We start from the raw sequence: 18,642 nt of genomic DNA, 5'->3' as shown, positions 1-18,642 counted from the left end.
CAGCGGTGCGCAGGGCACCGCCAAGGCGTCCCGAGGGCACAGGGCCGTCGCGGAGGCTCGGGCAGGGCATGCGCACGTTGCCGCCTCGCCGATCCTCACCGCTCGCCCTTCCCTTCTTGGTACGCTGCGCTACGCCTCGCTCTTCTCGCTGGACTCCGGCGCACCGCCGAGCAGCAGGCGCCTCATGACCTGCTCGGGGCTGCCCGCGGCGTCGTAGCGGGCGAGTGCGGTGATCTTCTCCTGCATGCGGAACTCGTGGACCTCGTCCTCGAGCTCGCGCACACGGCGGCGCAGCTCCTCGAGCTCGTCCTCGCGCTCGAGCATGCGCTCGCGCATGTCGAGGATGCGCACGACGCCGGCGAGGTTGATGCCCTCGTCGGTGAGCTTGGAGATGAGGTTGAGCCGCTCGATGTCGGACTGCGAGTAGAGGCGCGTGTTGCCGCGCGAGCGCCCGGGCGTGACCAGGCCCTTCTGCTCGTAGACACGCAGGGTCTGGGGGTGCATGCCGGTGAGCTCGGCGGCAACGCTGATCATGTAGAGCGGCTTGTCGCGATCGCGACCCTCTCGGCCCTCGCGGGCACGCTCGTCGCTAGTGCTTCGCGCCATAACGGTTGACCTCCTCGCGATAGTCGCGCGTGTCGGCGTCGCGCAGCGCCTCGAGCGCGTCGCGCTCCTTCTTGGTGAGCATCGTGGGGACCTTCACGCGAACGGTCACGTAGAGCGCGCCGCGCGAGCCCTTGCGCTTGACGTTGGGGGCGCCCAGGTCGCGGAAGCGGAAGGTCTTGCCGTCCTGCGTTCCGGCCGGGACCTTGAGGCGGACCTCGGTGCCGTCGGGCGTGGGAACCTCGATGGTTGCGCCCAGGGCGGCCTCGTAGATGCTGACGGGCAGGTCCATGCGCACGTCGGCGCCGTCGCGCTTGTAGAGCGGGTGCTCCGCCACGTGCGTGGTGACCACCAGGTCGCCGCGGTCGCCGCCGTTGGTGCCATACTCGCCGCGGCCGCGATAGCGCAGCTTGCCGCCGTCAACGGCGCCGGCGGGAATCTTGATCGTGAGCTCCTGCTGCTCGCCCGTGGACGGCACGCGATACGTGGCCTTGCGGGTGGCGCCGTGGAAGGCCTCCTCGGCGGAGACGTCCACGGAGAGCGTGAGGTCACTGCCCCTGGTGGGCCGGCTGCTCGCCGCACGGGCGCCGGACGCGCCGCCAAAGATCGACGAGAAGTCAAAGCCGCCAAAGGCGCCGTCGCCGTTGCGCATGTTGTTGAAGATGTCCGACCAGTCGCCGCCCACGTTGGTGGTGTAGGTGTAGCGGCCGCGGCCGCCCGAGCCGCCAAAGTCCGCGCCCGGGATACCGCCAAACATCAGCAGCTGGTCGTACTCGCGGCGCTTCTGGGGGTCGGAGAGCGTGGTGTAGGCCTCGCTGATCTCCTTGAACTTGGCCTCGTCGCCGCCTGCGTCCGGGTGGTACTTGGCGGCGAGCTTGCGGAACGCTTTCTTGATGTCGTCGTCGGAAGCGTCGCGCTTCACGCCCAACACGTCGTAATAGCTTTTCTTACCTGCCATGTCGCACGAGCCTCCTCTCTAAGGCGCGGAAAGGGGCGGCCCCTTTTCCGCAAAGGCGCGGGTTACTCCTCGGGGGCGGGGCGCTTGGGGCCGCCGTAGAACACCGTCACCATGGCGGTGCGGATGACCTTGTCGCCCATCTTGTAGCCCTTCTGATACACCTGCGCCACCGTCTCGTCGTAGGCGTCCTTGTCCTCCACGCGACCGACGGCCTGGTGGGACAGCGGGTCAAAGGGCTCCCCGGCGGGATCGATGGGCTCAACGCCCTCCTTGGCGAGAACCGCGAGCAGCTTGGTGTGCACCGCGGAGACGCCGTCAACAAACTGCTTGAGCTGTTCGTTCTCCTCGGTGGAGCCAGCGTGCTCGATGGCGCGCTCGATGTCGTCGATCACGGGCAGCAGGTTGGTGACCAGGCCCTCGGCGGCACGCTCCTTCTCTGCAAGACGCTCGGCGGCGGTGCGGCGGCGGTAGTTCTCCCAATCCGCCTGGAGGCGCATCATGCGCTCCGTGGCCTCGCTCGCCTCCTTCTTGGCGGCCTCGATCTGGTCCTCAACGTCGGCGAGCTTCTTCTGAAGATCGTCGCGCTCCTCACGAATCTTGTTGGCGTCCGCCGCGAGCTCCCGCTCGGCGGCCTCCTCGCCCGCTCGGATGGCGGCCTCAACGCGGGCGCGCTCCTCCGCCTCCTCGTCAAGCTCGGCCTCGGACTCGGGCTCGGGCTCGACGGCCTCCTCCGGCTCCACGACCTCGTTCTTCTCGTCCTCAACCTCAACAGGCACCTTCACGTCACCCTCCTCAAGCTCTCGGGATGTTACGAAGGGACTGTCCCTTCGTAACATTCTGCAAAGGGGCGGCCGCGAAGCCGTGGCCGCCCCCGATCTCAATCCGTCTGCGACCAGCTCGGACTAGTTGTTCTTGTCGTCGTCAACGACCTCGTACTCGGCGTCCACGACGTCGTCCGCGCCACCCTGCGCGCCAGTGCCGGCACCGGTGCCGGCGGCAGCCGCGTCGTCCGTGGTGGAGTAGACGATCTGCGCGAGCTTCTGGGAGGCCTCGGTGAGCTTCTCGCCAGCGGCGCGGATGGCGTCCACGTCCTGGCCGTCGAGGGCCTTCTTGGCCTCGGCGATGGCGTTCTCAACCTCGGTCTTCTGGTCGGCCGGGACCTTGTCGCCCAGGTCCTTGAGGGTCTGCTCGGCGCCGTAGCACAGCGAGTCGACCTGGTTGCGGACCTCGATCTCGTCCTTGTGCTTCTTGTCCTCCTCGGCGTGGGCCTCGGCGTCCTTGACCATGCGGTCGACCTCGTCGTCGGAGAGGGCGGTGGAGCCGGAGATGGTGATCTGCTGGCTCTTGCCGGTGGCCTTGTCCTTGGCGGTGACCTTCACAATGCCGTTGGCGTCGATGTCAAAGGTGACCTCGATCTGCGGGATGCCGCGGCGGGCGGCCGGGATGCCGGTGAGGTTGAACTTGCCGAGGGACTTGTTGTCCGCGGCCATCTCGCGCTCGCCCTGCAGGACGTTGATCTCGACGGACGTCTGGTTGTCGGCGGCCGTGGAGTAGATCTCGGTCTTGGACGTGGGGATCGTGGTGTTGCGGTCAATCATCTTGGTCATCACGCCGCCCATGGTCTCAACGCCCAGGGAGAGGGGCGTGACGTCCAGAAGCAGGATGCCCGAGACGTCGCCGGTGAGCACGCCGCCCTGGACGGCCGCGCCGTCAGCCACGACCTCGTCGGGGTTCACGGACATGTTGGGCTGCTTGCCGGTCATCTGCTTGACGAGCTCCTGGACGGCGGGCATACGGCTGGAACCGCCGACGAGAATGACCTCGTTGACCTGGGAGATCTGAAGGTTGGCGTCATGCAGGGCCTTGGTCACGGGCGCCTTGCAGCGGTCGAGCAGGTGACGCGTGATGCGCTCGAACTCGGCACGGGTGAGGGTGTAGTCGAGGTGCTTGGGGCCGGTGGCGTCGGCGGTGATGAAGGGCAGGTTGATCTGGGCCTGCTGAGCGGAGGAGAGCTCCTTCTTGGCGTTCTCTGCAGCCTCCTTCAGGCGCTGCAGGGCCATCGGGTCCTTGCGCAGGTCAATGCCGTTGTCAGACTGGAACTTGTCGGCCAGCCAGTCGATGACGCACTGGTCCCAGTCGTCGCCGCCGAGGTGGTTGTCACCGTTGGTGGCAAGAACCTCCACGACGCCGTCGGCGAGGTCGAGCAGCGACACGTCGAAGGTGCCGCCGCCGAGGTCAAAGACCAGAACCTTCTGGTCGATGCCCTTCTTATCGAGGCCGTAGGCGAGCGCCGCGGCGGTGGGCTCGTTGACGATGCGCTGGACGTTGAGGCCCGCGATCTTGCCGGCGTCCTTGGTGGCCTGGCGCTGGGCGTCGTTGAAGTAGGCCGGGACGGTGATGACGGCGTCGGTGACGGTCTCGCCGAGGTACTTCTCGGCGTCGGCCTTCATCTTGGAGAGGATCATGGCGCTGATCTGCTCGGGGGTGAAGTCCTCGCCGTCGATCTCAACGACCGCACGGCCACCCACGCCGGGCTTGACCTTGTACGGGACGGTCTTGAGCTCGGAGCCGACCTCGTCGTAGCGACGGCCCATGAAGCGCTTGATCGAGAAGACCGTGTTGGTGGGGTTGGTGACGGCCTGGTTCTTGGCCGCCTTGCCGACGATGCGGTCGCCGTCGGAGCGGAAGCCCACGACGGACGGGGTGGTGCGGTCGCCCTCGGCGTTGACGATGATCGTGGGCTCGCCGCCCTCGAGGACCGCCATCGCGGAGTTGGTGGTGCCCAGGTCGATACCAAGAATCTTGCCCATGGTTACTCTCCTTCGCTGTGCGCGGGGCGGCGCGTGCCGACCCTCTCGCGTGATTCCTTCTGTGTACGGTGGAGTTTATCCCCGCTGCGTCACGATTCTATACATAATCTAAGTCTCCACACATTAGATTTTTTGACGTGTGGATTTTAGGGGGTGACGACGGAGCCGAGAGCTGGGGTTACGCGTGGCGGGGTGTCCCAAAAACGGCGGTTTTGGGTTTCTCGCCCCCTTGCGCTTCTCGCCAGGGCGGGCCCGAAGGGTTTGGGGAAGTTTTGGGGCAAAGGTTTTATGGCCGGTCGAGAAGCGCGGCCTTCCCGGGCTGACAGGCGCTCCGTTCCGCAGGGTTTCCCTAGGTTTTGGGCAACATTTTTGATGATGGCGGCACCTCAGGACGCACGCGCATCAAAGATTTTGCCCAAAACCAGCCCAAGCGTCACGCGGCCAAAAACCCGGCCGGGCAGCGACGTCGCCTAGAGAAGGCGGTGCTCAAAGCTCCCGTTCTCGTAGATGCCAAAGCTGGCGCTGCCGTCCTTGGGGATGCCCACCGAGCCAGGGTTGAAGACCCACGTGCCCGGGTGCTTCTCGCTCTCCTCGCCCACCTTGATGTGCGTGTGGCCGTAGACAAGGGCGGAGCGCGCCGGCAGCGCGGGCCATGCGTCCACGCTGTTGTGGTAGCCGGGGCCGTAGATGTGGCCGTGCGTGAGGAAGAGCGTGTAGGAGCCGCCCTCGGCCGTGGGGTCCAGCAGCACGTTGTGGTCAGCCATGCAGGGGAACTTGAGGACCATCTGGTCAACCTCCGCCTCGCAGTTGCCGCGCACGGCGATCACGCGGTCGGCGATGGAGTTGAGCATCTCGATCACGCGCTTGGGAGCGTAGTCCGCGGGGAGGTCATTGCGCGGGCCGTGGTAGAGCAGGTCGCCGAGAAGAACCACGCGGTCGGGACTCTCCGCCTCGATGGCGACCATGAGGCGCGCGCACGCGTCGGCGGCTCCGTGGATGTCCGAGGCAATGACGAGCTTCATGGTCAGTCCTTTCTGTTATTTGGGGACGTGTTTTTCCTCTCAGAGTTTTTGGGACAGGTTTACCGTCTGGACTGCAGGCCCGTCCCAAAAACTCTGAGAGGAAAAACACGTCCCCAATTTACATACGATGAGAGCGCGGATGGCGGGGAGTTCGGCGAGGGAGTGGGGCCAGACGTCCGCGGAGAGGCTCGTGGCGAGCTCGTCCAGCACGTCGTGGCGCGCGTGGTGGCCGAGCGCCATCAGAAACGGGCCGAGAAGAACCTCGGGGGCCGGATCCTTCGCAAGGCGTGCGACCAGGCGCGCCGGGGAGTCAACGAGGACATCCCCGCGCCCGCGCGCCCGAAGAGCGCCCTCGAGCTGCGCAAACGCCGCCTCGCACTCAGCCCCGCGATGGCCAGCGAGCGCAACGACGCGTCCCCGCCGCGCGGGCAGGGCTTCGTCGAGCGCGGCGGCCACGGCGGCATGGTCCTTCTCGTCCGCCAGCAGCGGCGGCGCAAGGCGCAGCTCGTCAAAGCCGGGCGCCGCCGCGCGCACCGCCTCCGCGACCTCGTGCTGGAGGCGACCGTTTGCCACGTGCGTGGTTGCCACGTGCGCGCGACGCACCCCACGGGCCCGCAGGTCAGACAGGACGTCAGGCAGCGACCGCCCCACGGGCCGGCCGCCCGTGCGGGCGCGCAGCACCTCATCGGCGCCGCCCGCGGCAGCAAGCTCGTCCACGAGCGCCGCAATGCCCGCGTCGTTCTTCTCGCCAGAGAGGCAGCCGGCTATGACCAGGGCGTCCGCCATCCGTCCTCCAAAATGATCCAAAGGGGGCCTGCCTCCTTTTGGATCACCCTTTTGAATCAGTGGTGGCAGGCGTGCTCGGCGCCCATGACGGGAAGGATGCCGGCGGCGGCCATCTGCGCGACGTCGCCCACGCCGGGCGTCTGGTTCTCAAAGTAGACGGTGATGCCCGCCTGCTCAAAGCCCATCATCGGACGCATGCCCATGCCCGCGGCCACGATGGCGTCGATGCCGTTCTGGGCGAGCAGCGCCACGGGACGCATGCAGCCGCCCTCCTCGTGGGGCGGGTTGTCGATGATGCTGACCTCGCCGACCTTGCCGTCCTGGACGTCAACGACGGTGAAGCAGTCGCAGTGGCCAAAGTGGCCGGAGCGCTCGCAGTCCAGACCGCCCTTGCCCAAGGTGGGGATGGCAACTTTCATGGGATTCTCCTCTCAGCGGGCGCGCGCCCGCGTCTGTTGACGGCGTCATTCTCTCACATAGTCGAGGGGTCCCAAAATTAACGGGCACAGGTCTGCTTTCAGAAAATCACGAGCTGGGCTTTTCCTTCACAAGAGGCCGTTTTCCGCAGACCTGTGCCCGTTATTTTTGGGACCCAACGCATAGACCGGTCGTCCGAGGCCTCCAACGGACGCCGAAGCGACCCCTCAGACGACAAATCTCGCCCAGAATCGGCCCCGGCGGGCCTACGATGGTTGTATGCGCCGCGACGGGCGGCGGCAAAGCGAGAGGAACGCCATGAGATACCTGATCGTGGGCGGCGTGGCCGCCGGAACCAAGGTTGCGGCAAAGCTCAAGCGCTGCGACCGCTCGGCCGAGGTCGTGGTTGTGACCAAGGGCGAGGACATCAGCTACGCCGGCTGCGGCCTGCCGTACTACATCGGCGGGGACATCCAGACGCGCGCGGAGCTCATCGTCAACACGCCGGCCGCCTACGCGGGGCTCACCGGCGTGGAGGTGCGCACGGGCGTGGAGGCGGTGGCGCTTGACGCGGCCGCCCACGAGGTCACGGTGCGCGAGAAGGACGGCTCGGAGCACGGCGAGAAGTACGGCATGCTGGTCATCGCCACCGGTGCCTCTCCGATCGTGCCCGCCGGCATCCCCGGCACGGACCTGCCCGGCGTCTTCACCGTGCGCACGCCGGATGACGCCGAGGCCATCCGCAGCTACGCCGACGCCGGGGCGCGCCGCGCCGTGGTGGTGGGCGCCGGCTTCATCGGCCTTGAGGTGGCCGAGAACCTGCTCGCGCGCGGCCTCTCCGTCACCGTGATCGACGCGATGCCGCAGATTCTGCCCAACGTCTTTGACCCCGAGATGGCCGGCTTCGCGCAGCGCCAGCTCAAGGCCGCTGGCATGCGCGTCATGACGTCGTGCCCGCTCAAGGCCATCAAGGGCGCCGAGAAGGTCGAGGGCGTGGAGACCGGCGCGGGAACGCTGCCGGCGGATCTCGTGATCCTCTCCATTGGCATCAGGCCCAACACGGCGTGGCTGAACGGCTCCGGCGTGGAGCTCGACCGCGGCTGCGTGGTCGTGAACGAGTTTGGCGCCACCAACCTGGCGGACGTTTACGCCGCCGGCGACTGCGCCGAGGTGACGAACTTCATCACCGGCCGCCCGTTCTGGAGCGCCATGGGCTCGACGGCCAACATTGCCGGCCGCGCGATTGCCCGCACGCTCACGGGCACGCCGACCCCCTACCCCGGCGCGCTCGGCACCGGCGTGGTGCGGCTGCTGCCCACGCTGAACGGCGGCCGCACCGGCCTCACCGAGTCGGCGGCGCGCGAGGCGGGCTTTGACCCGGTGAGCGTGGTCTCCGTGGTAGACGACAAGGCGCACTACTACCCCGGCTCCTCGAGCTTCTTCGTGAAGCTTATCGCGGACCGCGCGTCGCACCGCCTGCTCGGCGTGCAGGTGCTGGGCGCCGGCGCGGTGGACAAGGTCACGGACGTGATGGTGGTCGCGCTCTACCAGAAGGCGCGCGTTGAGGACCTGGACCTGATGGACCTCTCCTATGCGCCGCCCTTCTCGACCGCCATTCACCCGCTGGTCACGACGGCCTACATCCTGGAGAACAAGCTCGCGGGCGAGCTCGAGAGCTTCACGCCGGCCGAGTACGTCGCCGGCGCCGCCGCGGACTACCACGTCATCGACGTGCTGCCCGCTCCCACGATTCCCGGCGCGGAGTGGGTGGACCTCACCAAGATTGGCCCGGACGGGCTGCCCGGCCACGCCAAGGACGAGAAGCTCCTGCTGGTGTGTGCCAAGGGCAAGCGCGGGTACTTCTCGCAAAATCGCCTCAAGGCGGCGGGCTACACGGCCACGCGCGTGCTGGAGGGCGGCGTGACGTTCAACGAGGTCCGCGTGCCGCGACCGGCCGGCAAGAAGCTGCCCGCCACGGAGGTCAAGCGCCTCAAGGGCCTGGGCTGCCTTCAGGACAAGCGCTACGACGACGTCTTCAACGTCCGCGTGATCACGCGCAACGGCAAGATCACGGTGGACGAGCAGCGCGCCGTGGCCGAGGCCGCCGAGCGCTTTGGCTCGAGCGAGGTCACGATGACCACGCGCCTCACGCTGGAGATCCAGGGGGTGCCCTACGACAACATCGACGCGTGCATCGCGTTTCTCCAGGACCACGGCCTGGACGCCGGCGGCACCGGCTCCAAGGTGCGCCCGGTGGTAAGCTGCAAGGGGACCACGTGCCAGTACGGCCTCATCGACACCTTTGACCTCTCCGAGAAGCTGCACGAGCGCTTCTACGTGGGCTATCACGGCGTGGACCTGCCGCACAAGTTCAAGATCGCCGTGGGTGGCTGCCCCAACATGTGCGTCAAGCCCGACCTCAACGACCTGGGCATCGTTGGTCAGCGCGTGCCGCAGATTGACCTCGAGAAGTGTCGCGCGTGCAAGGTCTGCCAGGTTGTGAAGGCGTGCCCGATGGGTGACGCGCAGATCGGCCCGGACGGCAAGATCACGATCGACGGCTCCGCGTGCAACCACTGCGGCCGCTGCGTGGGAGCGTGCCCGTTTGGCGCCGTGACCGAGGGGCTCGCGGGCTACAAGGTCTACATCGGCGGGCGCTGGGGCAAGAAGGTCGCGCACGGGCAGGCGCTGGACAAGCTGTTTGCGACGGAGGACGAGGTCATGGACCTCGTGGAGCGCGCGATTCTCTTCTTCCGCGACGAGGGCGAGAGCGGCGAGCGCTTTGCCGACACCGTGGCGCGCCTCGGCTTTGACTACGTACAGGAGAAGCTGCTGACCGCGCCCATCGACAAGGACGCTATCCTGGGCAAGACCGTCATCGGCGGAGCCACCTGCTAGAACGGCGGGCGAGAAGAACGCGGCGATCGGGCGGGCCCGGACGTGAGTGTCCGGCCCCGCCCGTTCTTGTCGTCAGCCACCTTCCCCACAATAGCAGCATGCCCCAGAGGACGCATCGCATGCAAACACAAGCCCTTATCGTCCTGTGCTATGCGTCAGCGCCAATCTCCAGCAGACGCTTATTGATGCGCGACTGGGCATCAATGTAGTACTGGACATCCTCCGCGCTGAGGTCGCTATCGTCCACGGCGTCCATCTTCTCGGCCCAGTCACTGTACTGAGACATCATGTCTGCGTAGTCGAGAGCCATACTCACAACGTTGCCAGAATCGCTGTTGTACGTCTCCATGAAGTCACAGTACTTGTTCATGAAGGCTTCCCACTCATCGACCATGGCGCGGTAGTCAGAGCTAGCAGATGTGCCACCATCGGCCTCCGGCTCGGCCTGCGGAGACTCTTCAGGCGCAGCATCCTGCTCGGGCGTCGCCTCCTCCGGCACGGAGTCCTGCGCAGGCGTCGACTCCTCCGTCTCCGGCTTCTCCGAATCCGACTCCTCCGGCTCCGGCTCCTCCTCGCTCGGCGCGCTCAGCTGAATGGAAATCTCATCCCGGCTCTCAGCATAGAAAAGGGAGAGGTGGTAACCATCCTCGTTGTCAGCGTAGTAGCTGGATGAGCTGCTGCTGTAATCAACAGTGAAGCCCTTTTCCTTGCACGCCTCCACGTACTTGTTGAAGTCCTCCTCGGAGCTCTGCTCCAGATCAACCGAGAGATAGTCCGCGGAATCCATCGAAACCTCGCCCTTGTCCGTCCCAGGCTCGGGGAGCATAGTCGCAAGGCCCGAGTCCGGCCAGTTGAGCTGGTGGACTTCCTCTTTCTCACCGCCGCCACAGCGAGAAATGCCGCCGATAATCGCGATGACAATCACTACAGCCACGGCAATCAGGCACCCGCGCCCCTTGCCCTTCTTGGGCGTATCTGATCCTTTTGCAGCCTCCCACTTCATTACTGGCCTCCCAACTCGCATCCAACCTGAAAGAAAAGCAAGTGACTTCATTCTGATAAGGACCCCCGAGGTTTTCCTCAGTTGGCTACTGAGGAATTGGCTTCAACGGCTTCCTACCATTGAGGACGTGTCTTTGTATCGATGCGTCACGGAGGCCGGGATGGACGAGTACAACCTCGAGCCAGGCGAGATCACCATCATGCAGGAGTCATCTGTGGTCCTGCTGGACAGAAGCGGAGAAGAGCGTCTCGACGAGGTGGTTCTCACAAACAAGAATCTCGTCCTTGTCAACACAGCGTCCCAAGGCCTGTTCAAGCGAACCAGGTATCTCAAGCGCTGCCCGCTCGACAAAATCGCGAGCCCCAACGGAGTTCCGCAGGCAATCGCGTCAAAGCACAGAAATGACTATCGTCTCCAAGTAGTTTTTGACGATGAGACCATCGCGCTTCGTTTCCCCGCCAACCCCAAGCGAACAGCAGAGAGATGGGCAGAGGGCATTCGTAACGCCGCGCTTGGTAATCTGTCCGGAATTCGAACCGAGGACGTTCTGCCACCAGAGGTTGCCGACCTGGTCGACGGCGCCAAGGGAATCTTCGGAGCGGTTTTTGCCGGAGGAAAGAAGCAGCCGAACACGCCGGAGGCAACAAAGCGACCGGCACGGATAACCAAGAAGTGCGTCGGCTGCCACGCGCCACTGACCGGCCGTGCAGGCGAGACCGTAACCTGCGCATATTGCGACACGAAGCAGACTCTCTAGGAGGGTGACATGGGCATCATCGATGCGGCATTTGACTCCATAGGCGGCGTCCTTTCCGATCAATGGAAAGACATCGTCACAGCCGCTCCCTTTGACGAGCACACCATCGTTGCCCCAGGCATCCGCAAGGACTCGCAGAACGGTCGTGGGGCAAACTACGGCGCTGAGGACATCCTCTCAAACGGATCAATCATTTTTGTACCAGAGAACACGGCGGCTTTTGTCTTTAGCCAGTCCGGCATTGAGCAAGTAATCACACAGCCCGGCGGGTTCGAGTATCGCAACGGAGAGGCGACCGTCTTTGACGAGCAGGATCGTCGCGAGAAGGGCATCGGCAAAATCCTCCTTGGGCAGGCGGCTGACCGCATCGGCTTTTCTGGCATGTCCTCTGAGGAGAAGCGCGTCGCCTTCGTAAACCTCCGCGAGATTCGTGGCCTTAAGTTTGGGACGCGCGGCCCCCTTGCCTACAACGACCTCTTCTATGGAACCGATCTTGAGGTCTATTCATACGGCAGCTTCGCAGTTCAGGTGATGAATCCAGAGGCCTTTGTCCAAAACTTTGTCCCAGCGAATGTGACCTCCTACTCACTCGATGACCCACAGGCACGAACCCAGCTTCTTTCTGAGTTCCTCCAGTCGTTCATCTCGGCGGTAAACTCGCTCTCCGCCGAGTACCGCATTTCTCAGCTCCCCTCACAGGCGAACTCCATAGCGTCCAGGATTTCCACCGAGGAAGGGAACGCCGGCACTTGGCCGGAGCGCTTTGGTCTGCGACTCACTTCCGTTGCAATCGAGAACATCGAGTTCTCCGAGGAGTCGCGCGAGCTGATTCGGCAGTTCTCCGAGAAGAAGATGGGCGTTCGCGCATACGAGGACGCGTCCCAGCAGGCTGCCAACATTGCCGCACAGCAGATGATTGCGGAGGGCGTGAGAAACAACGGTCTCGGAGACGGCGGCGGGATGCTTTTTGGCATGAACCTTGCCTCGGTGCTTAATCCGCAGAACGCAACCTTTGCTGGTGCCAGCACCGCGCCGACCGAACCTCAGACAGAGAATGCCAAGACCTCTTCTCTCGACAATCAAATCGAGACGCTTAAGAAGCTGAAGGAGCTTCTTGATGCGGGCATTCTCTCTCAGGACGAGTTTGACGCAAAGAAGCGCGAAATCTTGGGGCTCTAGGCACGCCCAACCGCACCCTACCACCCCTGCGCGTGCACCTCGTACGTCGCGTACTCCGGAACGCCGTAGGGTGAGACCTCAAACGACGTGCTCTCGCCCACCGCGGGGCGGCTCACAAACGTTATGCACCCGTAGATGATCGCGCCGGACTCGTCGCGCAGGACCAGGGAGACTGCTACCTGGCTCCCGACATCCGAGCCGTCGTCCTTCTCGGTGGTGACCTCACCCACAAAGTTCGTCACGCCGTACCTCTCGGGCAGAACGCTTACGCCAGAAACGGAAAACGCCGAGCTCTGCGCCTCGGATCCGATGTTGTAGTCCTGCAGGGCAATAGGCGAAAACTCAACGGTCGCGGGAGCCGTTCCCCCGTTGCCCGACTGCCCGCCAAAGTAGGCAATCTCCCCAGACGGCGCCGCACTAAAGTACTGTTCTTCCGAGAAGATCACGTTGCCCGAGGCATCACGGCCGGTAATGGTGACGCCGGGCAACTCAATCTCCACGTCACCTGTGCTACGCAGCCCAAGCGCGTAGTGCACGTAGCCCTGCGAGTCCACTGACCAGCCGGACTCAATGATCTCGAGGTCGGCGGCCTCAGCCGCGGGCGCCTCCCCGGCGGGCTCACCGTCGCCCCCTGCGGGCTCGTCATCCGCCACGGGTGCGCTCACCGCGGGCTCGTCTGCGAGCGGCGCCGAGTCCGCGTCCTTCTCGCCAGAGCCAAACGTCTGAGCCAGGATGATTGCCACCGCAGCCACAAACGCCACGGCCGCCATCACGGCAAGGAGGACCTTCACCCAGCCGCTCCGCCGTGGCGCGGGCTCAAACGTCGGCGGCTCCACCGAGCCCGTCGGCCCCTCCGGCGCCGCAACCTTCTCGCCGCCCAACGCCGCTGCAAGGGCCCCCGCGCTTTGGTAGCGCGCACTCGGCTCCATCGCGCTTGCGCGCTTGATAACCGCACGCAGCTCCGGCGAGACCAGCGCCTCGTCATCGAGCGCCGCCTCGTACTTATCGCCCTCCGCCGGCATGACACCCGTGAGCAGGTAGCCGAGCATTCGCCCAAGCGAGTAGACGTCCGAGCGAGCATCGGTCTGCGCAAAGCCGTACTGCTCCGGAGACGCAAAGCCATACGTACCGAGCTGCGTGGTGTCTCGCGTGGCACCCTCCACCCTGAAGCGCGCGATCCCCAGGTCAATGAGGTGCGCGCCGTCCGCGGCAACGATCACGTTTGTGGGCGAGATGTCGCGGTGGATGATGCCACGCGCATGAAGCGCGCCGACCGCCTCGCAGAGCTGGGTCACAATTTGCAGCGCGTCCTTCTCGGTGAGGTGCCCGCGGGCGGCAACCAGCTGCTCGAGGTTCTCCCCGGGGACGTAGTCGCACACCACGACAAACTCGTTGGGCATCTCATAGGTTGCCTCGACGCGCGGCAGGCGCGCCGAGTCGCACTCAGCAAGCGTCGCCCACACGCCGCGGCGCGCGAGCTTGGCCGGGATGCGCTTCCGCACAAACGGACCCGAGCTGTCCAGGGTCACGAGCTCCGTCGTGCCGCCGGCGCCGCTGGCCAGCACGCGCTCAACGTGATATGCGTCGTCTATGCCCATGGCATGCATGACCTGCTCGTCGTTCAACTTGGCGCCGTCCGCTCGTCTTGGTTCCCACTAACAATAGTAGAGGTTATATTCAGTTGCGAGCTGATTCCTCAGTAGCCGGCTGAATGGGCGGGGGGCAATTGGCGCGGCGGCACCTACCGAAGCGGCCCGGTGCCCAGCAGGGTCTTCTCGCCCAGGCGATATAGCTCGTCATCCGTCTGGGTGCGGCTGTAGCCGTGATCGACGCACCAGATAATCACGGCGTCGCGACGATTCTTGGCCCAGAGCTCGGAGACGCCGTCAAGACGCAGCAGCCGCTGGGTCTCGCGCAGGGTGCATCCCATGCCGAGCGCGAGCATGATGGCCTTGTCGCGCCCGAGGCGACTGTCGCCGTTGAAGACGTCGTAGACGAACGTGCCGTTGAGGCCCGAGGCGCGAACCACCTCGGAGCGCTTCATGCCCTTCTCGCCGAGCAGCCGAAAGAGGTAGTCGGGGAGCTCGCGGTCGACGGTCAGGCCCTCGTCGAGATAGGCCTCCGGCGTCGACGACGCCAGCAAGCGCTCGAGTAGCTCCTCCGTCAGACGCTCTTCAGGCATTGCGCACCGTCCTTCTCGCTAAATGTTACGAAGGGACTGTCCCCTTGCATCAGAACTTGTCCACGTGGCCGGTGGCGCGGGCGCGCAGGTCGGTGATCGCGGACGGGATCTCGTCCAGGTCGTACGGCGTCATCTGGTAGACCCAGTTGAGCCAGTTGCGGTAGAGCAGGTTGGCGTGCGCGCGCCAGGTGAAAAGGGGCTGCTTCTCGGGGTCGTCGTCGGGGAAGTAGTTCTCGGGCACGCGGATGGGCAGGCCCTTGTGGAAGTCGCGCCAGAACTCGTCGGCCAGGGTGTCGCGACCGTACTCAAAGTGACCGGTCACGTAGACCTCGTGGAAGTCGCGCGTGGCGAGAAGCGACGGGCCGCTCGTGAAGCCCTCGGAGAGCGTGCAGAGCTCGGGGTGCTCCGCCAGCGCGCCGGTGTCGATGGCGGCGTGGCGGCTGTGCGGCATGTAGTGCACCTCGTCAAAGCCGTTGGTGAGGAAGCTGTACTCGTCACAGAGGCGCTGCTTGAAGACGCCAAAGAGCTTGGCGCCGAGCTGACGCTTGGGAATCCCGTACAGGTGCCACAGCGCGCCGAGCGCGCCCCAGCACAGGAACATCGTGGAGAAGACGTGCTCCTGGCTCCAGTCCACGATCTCGCAGAACTCGTCCCAGTAGTCCACGTCCTCGTACTCGAGATGCTCCACGGGTGCGCCGGTGATGATCAGGCCGTCGTAGTTCTTATCGCGAAACGCATCAAACGTGTCATAGAACTTGACCAGATGGTCCTGCGAGACGTGCGTGGACTCGTGGGTGGAGACGCGCATGAAGTCGCAGCTCACCTGCAGCGGAGACTTGGAGATGAGGCGCAGGATCTGAGTCTCGGTCTCGATCTTGGTGGGCATGAGGTTGAGGATTGCCACGCTCAGGGGGCGAATCTCCTGGTGGCTGGCCACCTCCTCCTCAAGGGCGAAGATGCGCTCCTGCTGCAGAACCTTCTTTGCGGGAAGGCCGTCAGGGATGTTGATGGGCATGCGAACTCCGTTTCTGCGACTGAACCCGTCCAGTATACGGCGAGCAAAACCGGCCGCAACAGGGGCTCTCGCCTATTGTGTGCGGTTTTTTGGCGGCACCCAAAGTAGTGGTCAAGAGAGAGCTAAAAAGCCGCAGGTCAGAAATGCTACAAAGTTAGTAGTACTAGGCTGCCCCGCCAAAAACTGCACACAACCGGAGCCGAGCTGCCCTCAGCAAAGGTAATCTCTGCACAATGCGCCCGTTTGCTCCATACTGTAACTATGATTACTTCATTTGCCGAGCTCGGGCTAAACGAGCACATCCTCGCCGGGGTGGACGCCCTCGGCTTCACCACGCCGACCCCCGTTCAGGCACAGGCCATTCCCACGGTGCTCACCGGCAGGGACATTGTTGCCTCCGCTCAGACGGGCACGGGCAAAACCGCGGCCTTCGCCCTACCAACGCTGCAGCTCATCGCCGGCGCCAAGGGCAAGGGTCCGCACGCACTCGTGATCACGCCCACGCGCGAGCTGGCCGCACAGATCGAGCGCGTCGTGAGCGTCGTGTGCGAGAAGACCGGCCAGCGCGCGGTCATCGTCATGGGCGGCGCCAAGTTCGACCGCCAGATCAAGGAGCTCGATCGCGGCTGCGACCTGCTCGTTGCCACTCCCGGGCGCCTCATCGACCTCATGGAGCACAAGCACGTGAGCCTCTCGCAGGTCAAGGTGCTCGTCCTCGACGAGGCCGACCGCATGCTCGACATGGGCTTCTGGCCGAGCGTCCGTCGCATCATGCACGAGCTCCCCAAGCAGCACCAGACGCTGCTCTTCTCGGCAACCATCCCGCCGTCGATCAAGTCCACCATTGACGCCCTGCTCACGGACCCCGCAACCGTGGAGATTTCGCGCGTGGGCGAGACGGCGGACACAGTTGAGGAACACCTCTGCCCCGTAACGCAGGGACAGAAGACCGAGCTCCTGCGCGCGCTGCTCGACACCGGCGGCGCCGCGGGCGAGAAGCCCGAGCGCGTGCTCGTGTTCTGCCGGACCAAGCATCGCGTGGACGACGTCTCCAAGACGCTCAAGTCCGCCGGCGTGCGCGTTGACGTCATGCACGCCGACCGACCGCAGCAGGCGCGCGCCCGCGCGCTCGAGCGCTTCCGCGACGGCAAGGTGCAGGTTCTCGTAGCAACCGACGTCATGAGCCGCGGCATCGACGTCTCCGGCATTGACGCCGTCGTGAACTTTGACGTCCCCATGGACCCGGAGGACTACGTCCACCGCATCGGCCGCACGGGCCGCGCCGGGGCGACCGGCCACGCCTACACCTTTGTGGCGCCGGACGAGATCAGCCCCCTGCGCGAGATCGAGTACTTCACCAAGAAGCTCGTGCCCGTGTGGGACCTCCCCGGCTTCAGCTACGACGCCGGCCGCATCATGCCGCAGGAGGGCCGCTCGACCAAGCGCTCCACGCGCACGATGTTTGCTGGTTCGCGCCAGCGCGGTCGAGGCTTTGGCGGCGGCCGCTACGGTCGCCACTACTAGCCTGCGATTTGGGGACGTGTTTTTTCTCACAGAGTTTTTGGGACAGGTCCCCAATCTCAGGCGCATTGGCCCTGACGTCGGCTCAAGACCTGTCCCAAAATCTCTGTGAGAAAAAACACGTCCCCAAATCGCAGGAGAGAGCATGAAGCAGGTTCGACCGTACCCGCGCGTCACCGTTACCCGCAAGGCTGCGCGCTCGCTCGCCGGCGGTCACCCGTGGGTCTTTGAGAGCGAGGTGCTCTCCGCCGAGCCCGCGCAAAACGGCGACGTTGTGGACATCTTCGAGGAAAACGGCACGTGGCAGGGCGCGGGCCTGCTCTCCCAGGAGTCAAAGATTCGCGTGCGCATCGTCACGCGCAACGCAAACGACCGCGTTGACGAGGCGTTCTGGCGCAGGCGCGTGGCGTGGGCCTGGCAGCACCGCCGCGCGACCATGGGCAACCGCGCGCTTCCCGGCGCGGAGCCGGACAGCAACTGCTGCCGCGTCGTGTTCTCCGAGGCCGACGGCATCCCGGGCCTCGTAGCAGACCGCTACGAGAACGTACTGGTCACGCAGGTGGGCACCGTGGGGATGGAGCGCCTGCGCCCGGTCGTGTACGCCGCGCTCCTGGACGCGCTTGCCGCGGACGGCGAGAAGATCGACGCAATCTACGAGAGAAACGATGGCCCCGCCCGCGCCAAGGAGGGCCTCCCCCAGTACAAGGGCTGGTGGGACGGCGCCGGCGTGTCCGCGCCCGAGACCCCGCGCATCATGGTGCACGAGAACGGCCTCGCCTTCGACCTCGACATCGAGAACAGCCAGAAGACCGGCTTCTTCCTCGATCAGAAGTACAACCGACGCGCCGTCCGCGAGATTGCCGCCGGACGTCGCGTGCTGGACTGCTTCTGTCACGTGGGCCCCTTCGGCCTCAACGCCGCGGCCGGCGGCGCGGAGTTTGTGCGCTGCGTGGACGTAAGCCAGACGGCCATCGACCTCGCCCGCGAGAACACTCGCCTCAACGGTCTTGACGCACACATGAACTTTACCTGCGCAAACGTCCTTGAATACCTGCCTGCGCTACGCTCCGATCGCTCGCGCCTGCGCGAGGAGGGTGGCCCCTTCGACCTCATCGTGCTCGATCCGCCGGCCTTCACCAAGAGCCGCGGCACCGTGGGGCATGCCGCGCGCGGCTACCGCGAGATCAACTACGAGGCCCTGCGCCTCCTGCCCCGCGGCGGCTACCTCGCCACCTGCAGCTGCTCGCACTTCATGACGCGCGATCTTCTCGCCAAGGCGATCGCCGAGGCAGCGCACCAGGCAAACGTGCAGCTCAAGCAAGTCGAGGAGCGTCAGCAGGCACCTGACCACCCCATCCTCTGGGGCTTTCCCGAGAGCCACTACCTCGACTTCTTCATCTTCCAGGTGGTATAAGCTGACAAAAGTGACAGGGTAAACTGTCAGGTTTTCCGCGCTGTAATCTGTCCTGAAAATCGGGGCTGTGGCACACC

At 65.1% G+C, this 18,642-nt stretch carries 16 protein-coding genes; 5 read left to right on the top strand and 11 right to left on the bottom strand.

Annotated features, from left to right (window positions below; translation table 11 throughout):
- Positions 1-129: 129 nt before the first annotated feature.
- The 7 genes from QUW25_RS09420 to QUW25_RS09390 all read right to left on the bottom strand — a co-directional run bounded on the left by QUW25_RS09420 (position 130) and on the right by QUW25_RS09390 (position 6,598).
- Complete coding sequence (locus QUW25_RS09420) at positions 130-606, bottom strand: heat shock protein transcriptional repressor HspR (RefSeq protein ID WP_289511959.1); 477 nt, start codon at positions 604-606, stop codon at positions 130-132.
- The gene (locus QUW25_RS09415) at positions 590-1,561 is read right to left on the bottom strand and encodes a DnaJ C-terminal domain-containing protein (RefSeq protein ID WP_289511958.1); all 972 of its coding nucleotides are present in this window, start codon (positions 1,559-1,561) and stop codon (positions 590-592) included. Before QUW25_RS09415 ends, QUW25_RS09420 begins: the two co-directional genes overlap by 17 nt.
- Before the next feature lie 62 nt (positions 1,562-1,623).
- Positions 1,624-2,343, bottom strand: coding sequence for a nucleotide exchange factor GrpE (grpE, locus tag QUW25_RS09410; RefSeq protein WP_289511957.1), 720 nt, complete (start codon positions 2,341-2,343; stop codon positions 1,624-1,626).
- A 120-nt stretch (positions 2,344-2,463) separates the two neighbouring features.
- A complete protein-coding gene (gene dnaK / locus QUW25_RS09405) occupies positions 2,464-4,371 on the bottom strand; it encodes a molecular chaperone DnaK (protein ID WP_289511956.1) in 1,908 nt (635 codons plus the stop codon).
- Between the two features lie 470 nt (positions 4,372-4,841).
- Positions 4,842-5,393, bottom strand: coding sequence for a phosphodiesterase (gene yfcE, locus QUW25_RS09400; RefSeq protein WP_289511955.1), 552 nt, complete (start codon positions 5,391-5,393; stop codon positions 4,842-4,844).
- 39 nt (positions 5,394-5,432) lie between these two features.
- Complete coding sequence (locus QUW25_RS09395; RefSeq protein ID WP_289511954.1) at positions 5,433-6,179, bottom strand: sirohydrochlorin cobaltochelatase; 747 nt, start codon at positions 6,177-6,179, stop codon at positions 5,433-5,435.
- Between the two features lie 56 nt (positions 6,180-6,235).
- Positions 6,236-6,598, bottom strand: a complete 363-nt coding sequence (locus QUW25_RS09390) for a NifB/NifX family molybdenum-iron cluster-binding protein (protein WP_289511953.1) — start codon at positions 6,596-6,598, stop codon at positions 6,236-6,238.
- Between the two features lie 316 nt (positions 6,599-6,914).
- On the opposite strand from QUW25_RS09390, the gene QUW25_RS09385 reads away from it, so the two are divergent.
- Positions 6,915-9,494, top strand: coding sequence for an FAD-dependent oxidoreductase (locus QUW25_RS09385; RefSeq protein WP_289511952.1), 2,580 nt, complete (start codon positions 6,915-6,917; stop codon positions 9,492-9,494).
- Between the two features lie 148 nt (positions 9,495-9,642).
- Here QUW25_RS09385 and QUW25_RS09380 read toward each other — a convergent pair whose 3' ends face one another.
- Positions 9,643-10,497 (bottom strand): DUF6591 domain-containing protein, encoded by an 855-nt coding sequence (locus QUW25_RS09380; RefSeq protein ID WP_289511951.1) that lies wholly within the window; start codon positions 10,495-10,497, stop codon positions 9,643-9,645.
- Between the two features lie 160 nt (positions 10,498-10,657).
- On the opposite strand from QUW25_RS09380, the gene QUW25_RS09375 reads away from it, so the two are divergent.
- Positions 10,658-11,254 (top strand): hypothetical protein, encoded by a 597-nt coding sequence (locus tag QUW25_RS09375; RefSeq protein WP_289511950.1) that lies wholly within the window; start codon positions 10,658-10,660, stop codon positions 11,252-11,254.
- Between the two features lie 9 nt (positions 11,255-11,263).
- Positions 11,264-12,433 carry an SPFH domain-containing protein gene (locus QUW25_RS09370; RefSeq protein WP_289511949.1) on the top strand — a complete coding sequence of 390 codons (1,170 nt, stop codon included), beginning with the start codon at positions 11,264-11,266 and terminating at the stop codon, positions 12,431-12,433.
- A 17-nt stretch (positions 12,434-12,450) separates the two neighbouring features.
- Here QUW25_RS09370 and QUW25_RS09365 read toward each other — a convergent pair whose 3' ends face one another.
- The 3 genes from QUW25_RS09365 to QUW25_RS09355 form a co-directional block, all read right to left on the bottom strand.
- Positions 12,451-14,058, bottom strand: coding sequence for a serine/threonine protein kinase (locus QUW25_RS09365; RefSeq protein WP_289511948.1), 1,608 nt, complete (start codon positions 14,056-14,058; stop codon positions 12,451-12,453).
- Positions 14,059-14,174: 116 nt separating this feature from the next.
- The gene (locus tag QUW25_RS09360) at positions 14,175-14,615 is read right to left on the bottom strand and encodes a helix-turn-helix domain-containing protein (protein WP_289511947.1); all 441 of its coding nucleotides are present in this window, start codon (positions 14,613-14,615) and stop codon (positions 14,175-14,177) included.
- 49 nt (positions 14,616-14,664) lie between these two features.
- Complete coding sequence (locus tag QUW25_RS09355) at positions 14,665-15,630, bottom strand: homoserine O-succinyltransferase (RefSeq protein WP_289511946.1); 966 nt, start codon at positions 15,628-15,630, stop codon at positions 14,665-14,667.
- A gap of 261 nt (positions 15,631-15,891) precedes the next feature.
- On the opposite strand from QUW25_RS09355, the gene QUW25_RS09350 reads away from it, so the two are divergent.
- Complete coding sequence (locus tag QUW25_RS09350; protein WP_289511945.1) at positions 15,892-17,154, top strand: DEAD/DEAH box helicase; 1,263 nt, start codon at positions 15,892-15,894, stop codon at positions 17,152-17,154.
- Between the two features lie 142 nt (positions 17,155-17,296).
- On the top strand, positions 17,297-18,565 hold the full coding sequence (locus QUW25_RS09345) for a class I SAM-dependent rRNA methyltransferase (RefSeq protein WP_289511944.1): 1,269 nt from the start codon (positions 17,297-17,299) through the stop codon (positions 18,563-18,565).
- Positions 18,566-18,642 lie beyond the last annotated feature (77 nt).

This window comes from Thermophilibacter provencensis (assembly GCF_030372065.1).
In the GTDB taxonomy this organism is placed as follows: Bacteria; Actinomycetota; Coriobacteriia; order Coriobacteriales; family Atopobiaceae; genus Thermophilibacter; species Thermophilibacter provencensis_A.
This window is presented reverse-complemented; position numbering and strand designations above follow the sequence as displayed.

What these genes read in the sequence shown, in the direction of transcription:
- yfcE (WP_289511955.1), bottom strand. Translation starts at nt 5,393, where the DNA reads ATGAAGCTCGTCATTGCCTCGGACATCCACGGAGCCGCCGACGCGTGC.
- QUW25_RS09355 (WP_289511946.1), bottom strand. Translation starts at nt 15,630, where the DNA reads ATGCCCATCAACATCCCTGACGGCCTTCCCGCAAAGAAGGTTCTGCAG.
- QUW25_RS09370 (WP_289511949.1), top strand. Translation starts at nt 11,264, where the DNA reads ATGGGCATCATCGATGCGGCATTTGACTCCATAGGCGGCGTCCTTTCC.
- QUW25_RS09360 (WP_289511947.1), bottom strand. Translation starts at nt 14,615, where the DNA reads ATGCCTGAAGAGCGTCTGACGGAGGAGCTACTCGAGCGCTTGCTGGCG.
- QUW25_RS09350 (WP_289511945.1), top strand. Translation starts at nt 15,892, where the DNA reads ATGATTACTTCATTTGCCGAGCTCGGGCTAAACGAGCACATCCTCGCC.
- QUW25_RS09345 (WP_289511944.1), top strand. Translation starts at nt 17,297, where the DNA reads ATGAAGCAGGTTCGACCGTACCCGCGCGTCACCGTTACCCGCAAGGCT.
- QUW25_RS09390 (WP_289511953.1), bottom strand. Translation starts at nt 6,598, where the DNA reads ATGAAAGTTGCCATCCCCACCTTGGGCAAGGGCGGTCTGGACTGCGAG.
- QUW25_RS09385 (WP_289511952.1), top strand. Translation starts at nt 6,915, where the DNA reads ATGAGATACCTGATCGTGGGCGGCGTGGCCGCCGGAACCAAGGTTGCG.
- QUW25_RS09415 (WP_289511958.1), bottom strand. Translation starts at nt 1,561, where the DNA reads ATGGCAGGTAAGAAAAGCTATTACGACGTGTTGGGCGTGAAGCGCGAC.
- dnaK (WP_289511956.1), bottom strand. Translation starts at nt 4,371, where the DNA reads ATGGGCAAGATTCTTGGTATCGACCTGGGCACCACCAACTCCGCGATG.
- QUW25_RS09375 (WP_289511950.1), top strand. Translation starts at nt 10,658, where the DNA reads ATGGACGAGTACAACCTCGAGCCAGGCGAGATCACCATCATGCAGGAG.
- QUW25_RS09420 (WP_289511959.1), bottom strand. Translation starts at nt 606, where the DNA reads ATGGCGCGAAGCACTAGCGACGAGCGTGCCCGCGAGGGCCGAGAGGGT.
- QUW25_RS09395 (WP_289511954.1), bottom strand. Translation starts at nt 6,179, where the DNA reads ATGGCGGACGCCCTGGTCATAGCCGGCTGCCTCTCTGGCGAGAAGAAC.
- QUW25_RS09380 (WP_289511951.1), bottom strand. Translation starts at nt 10,497, where the DNA reads ATGAAGTGGGAGGCTGCAAAAGGATCAGATACGCCCAAGAAGGGCAAG.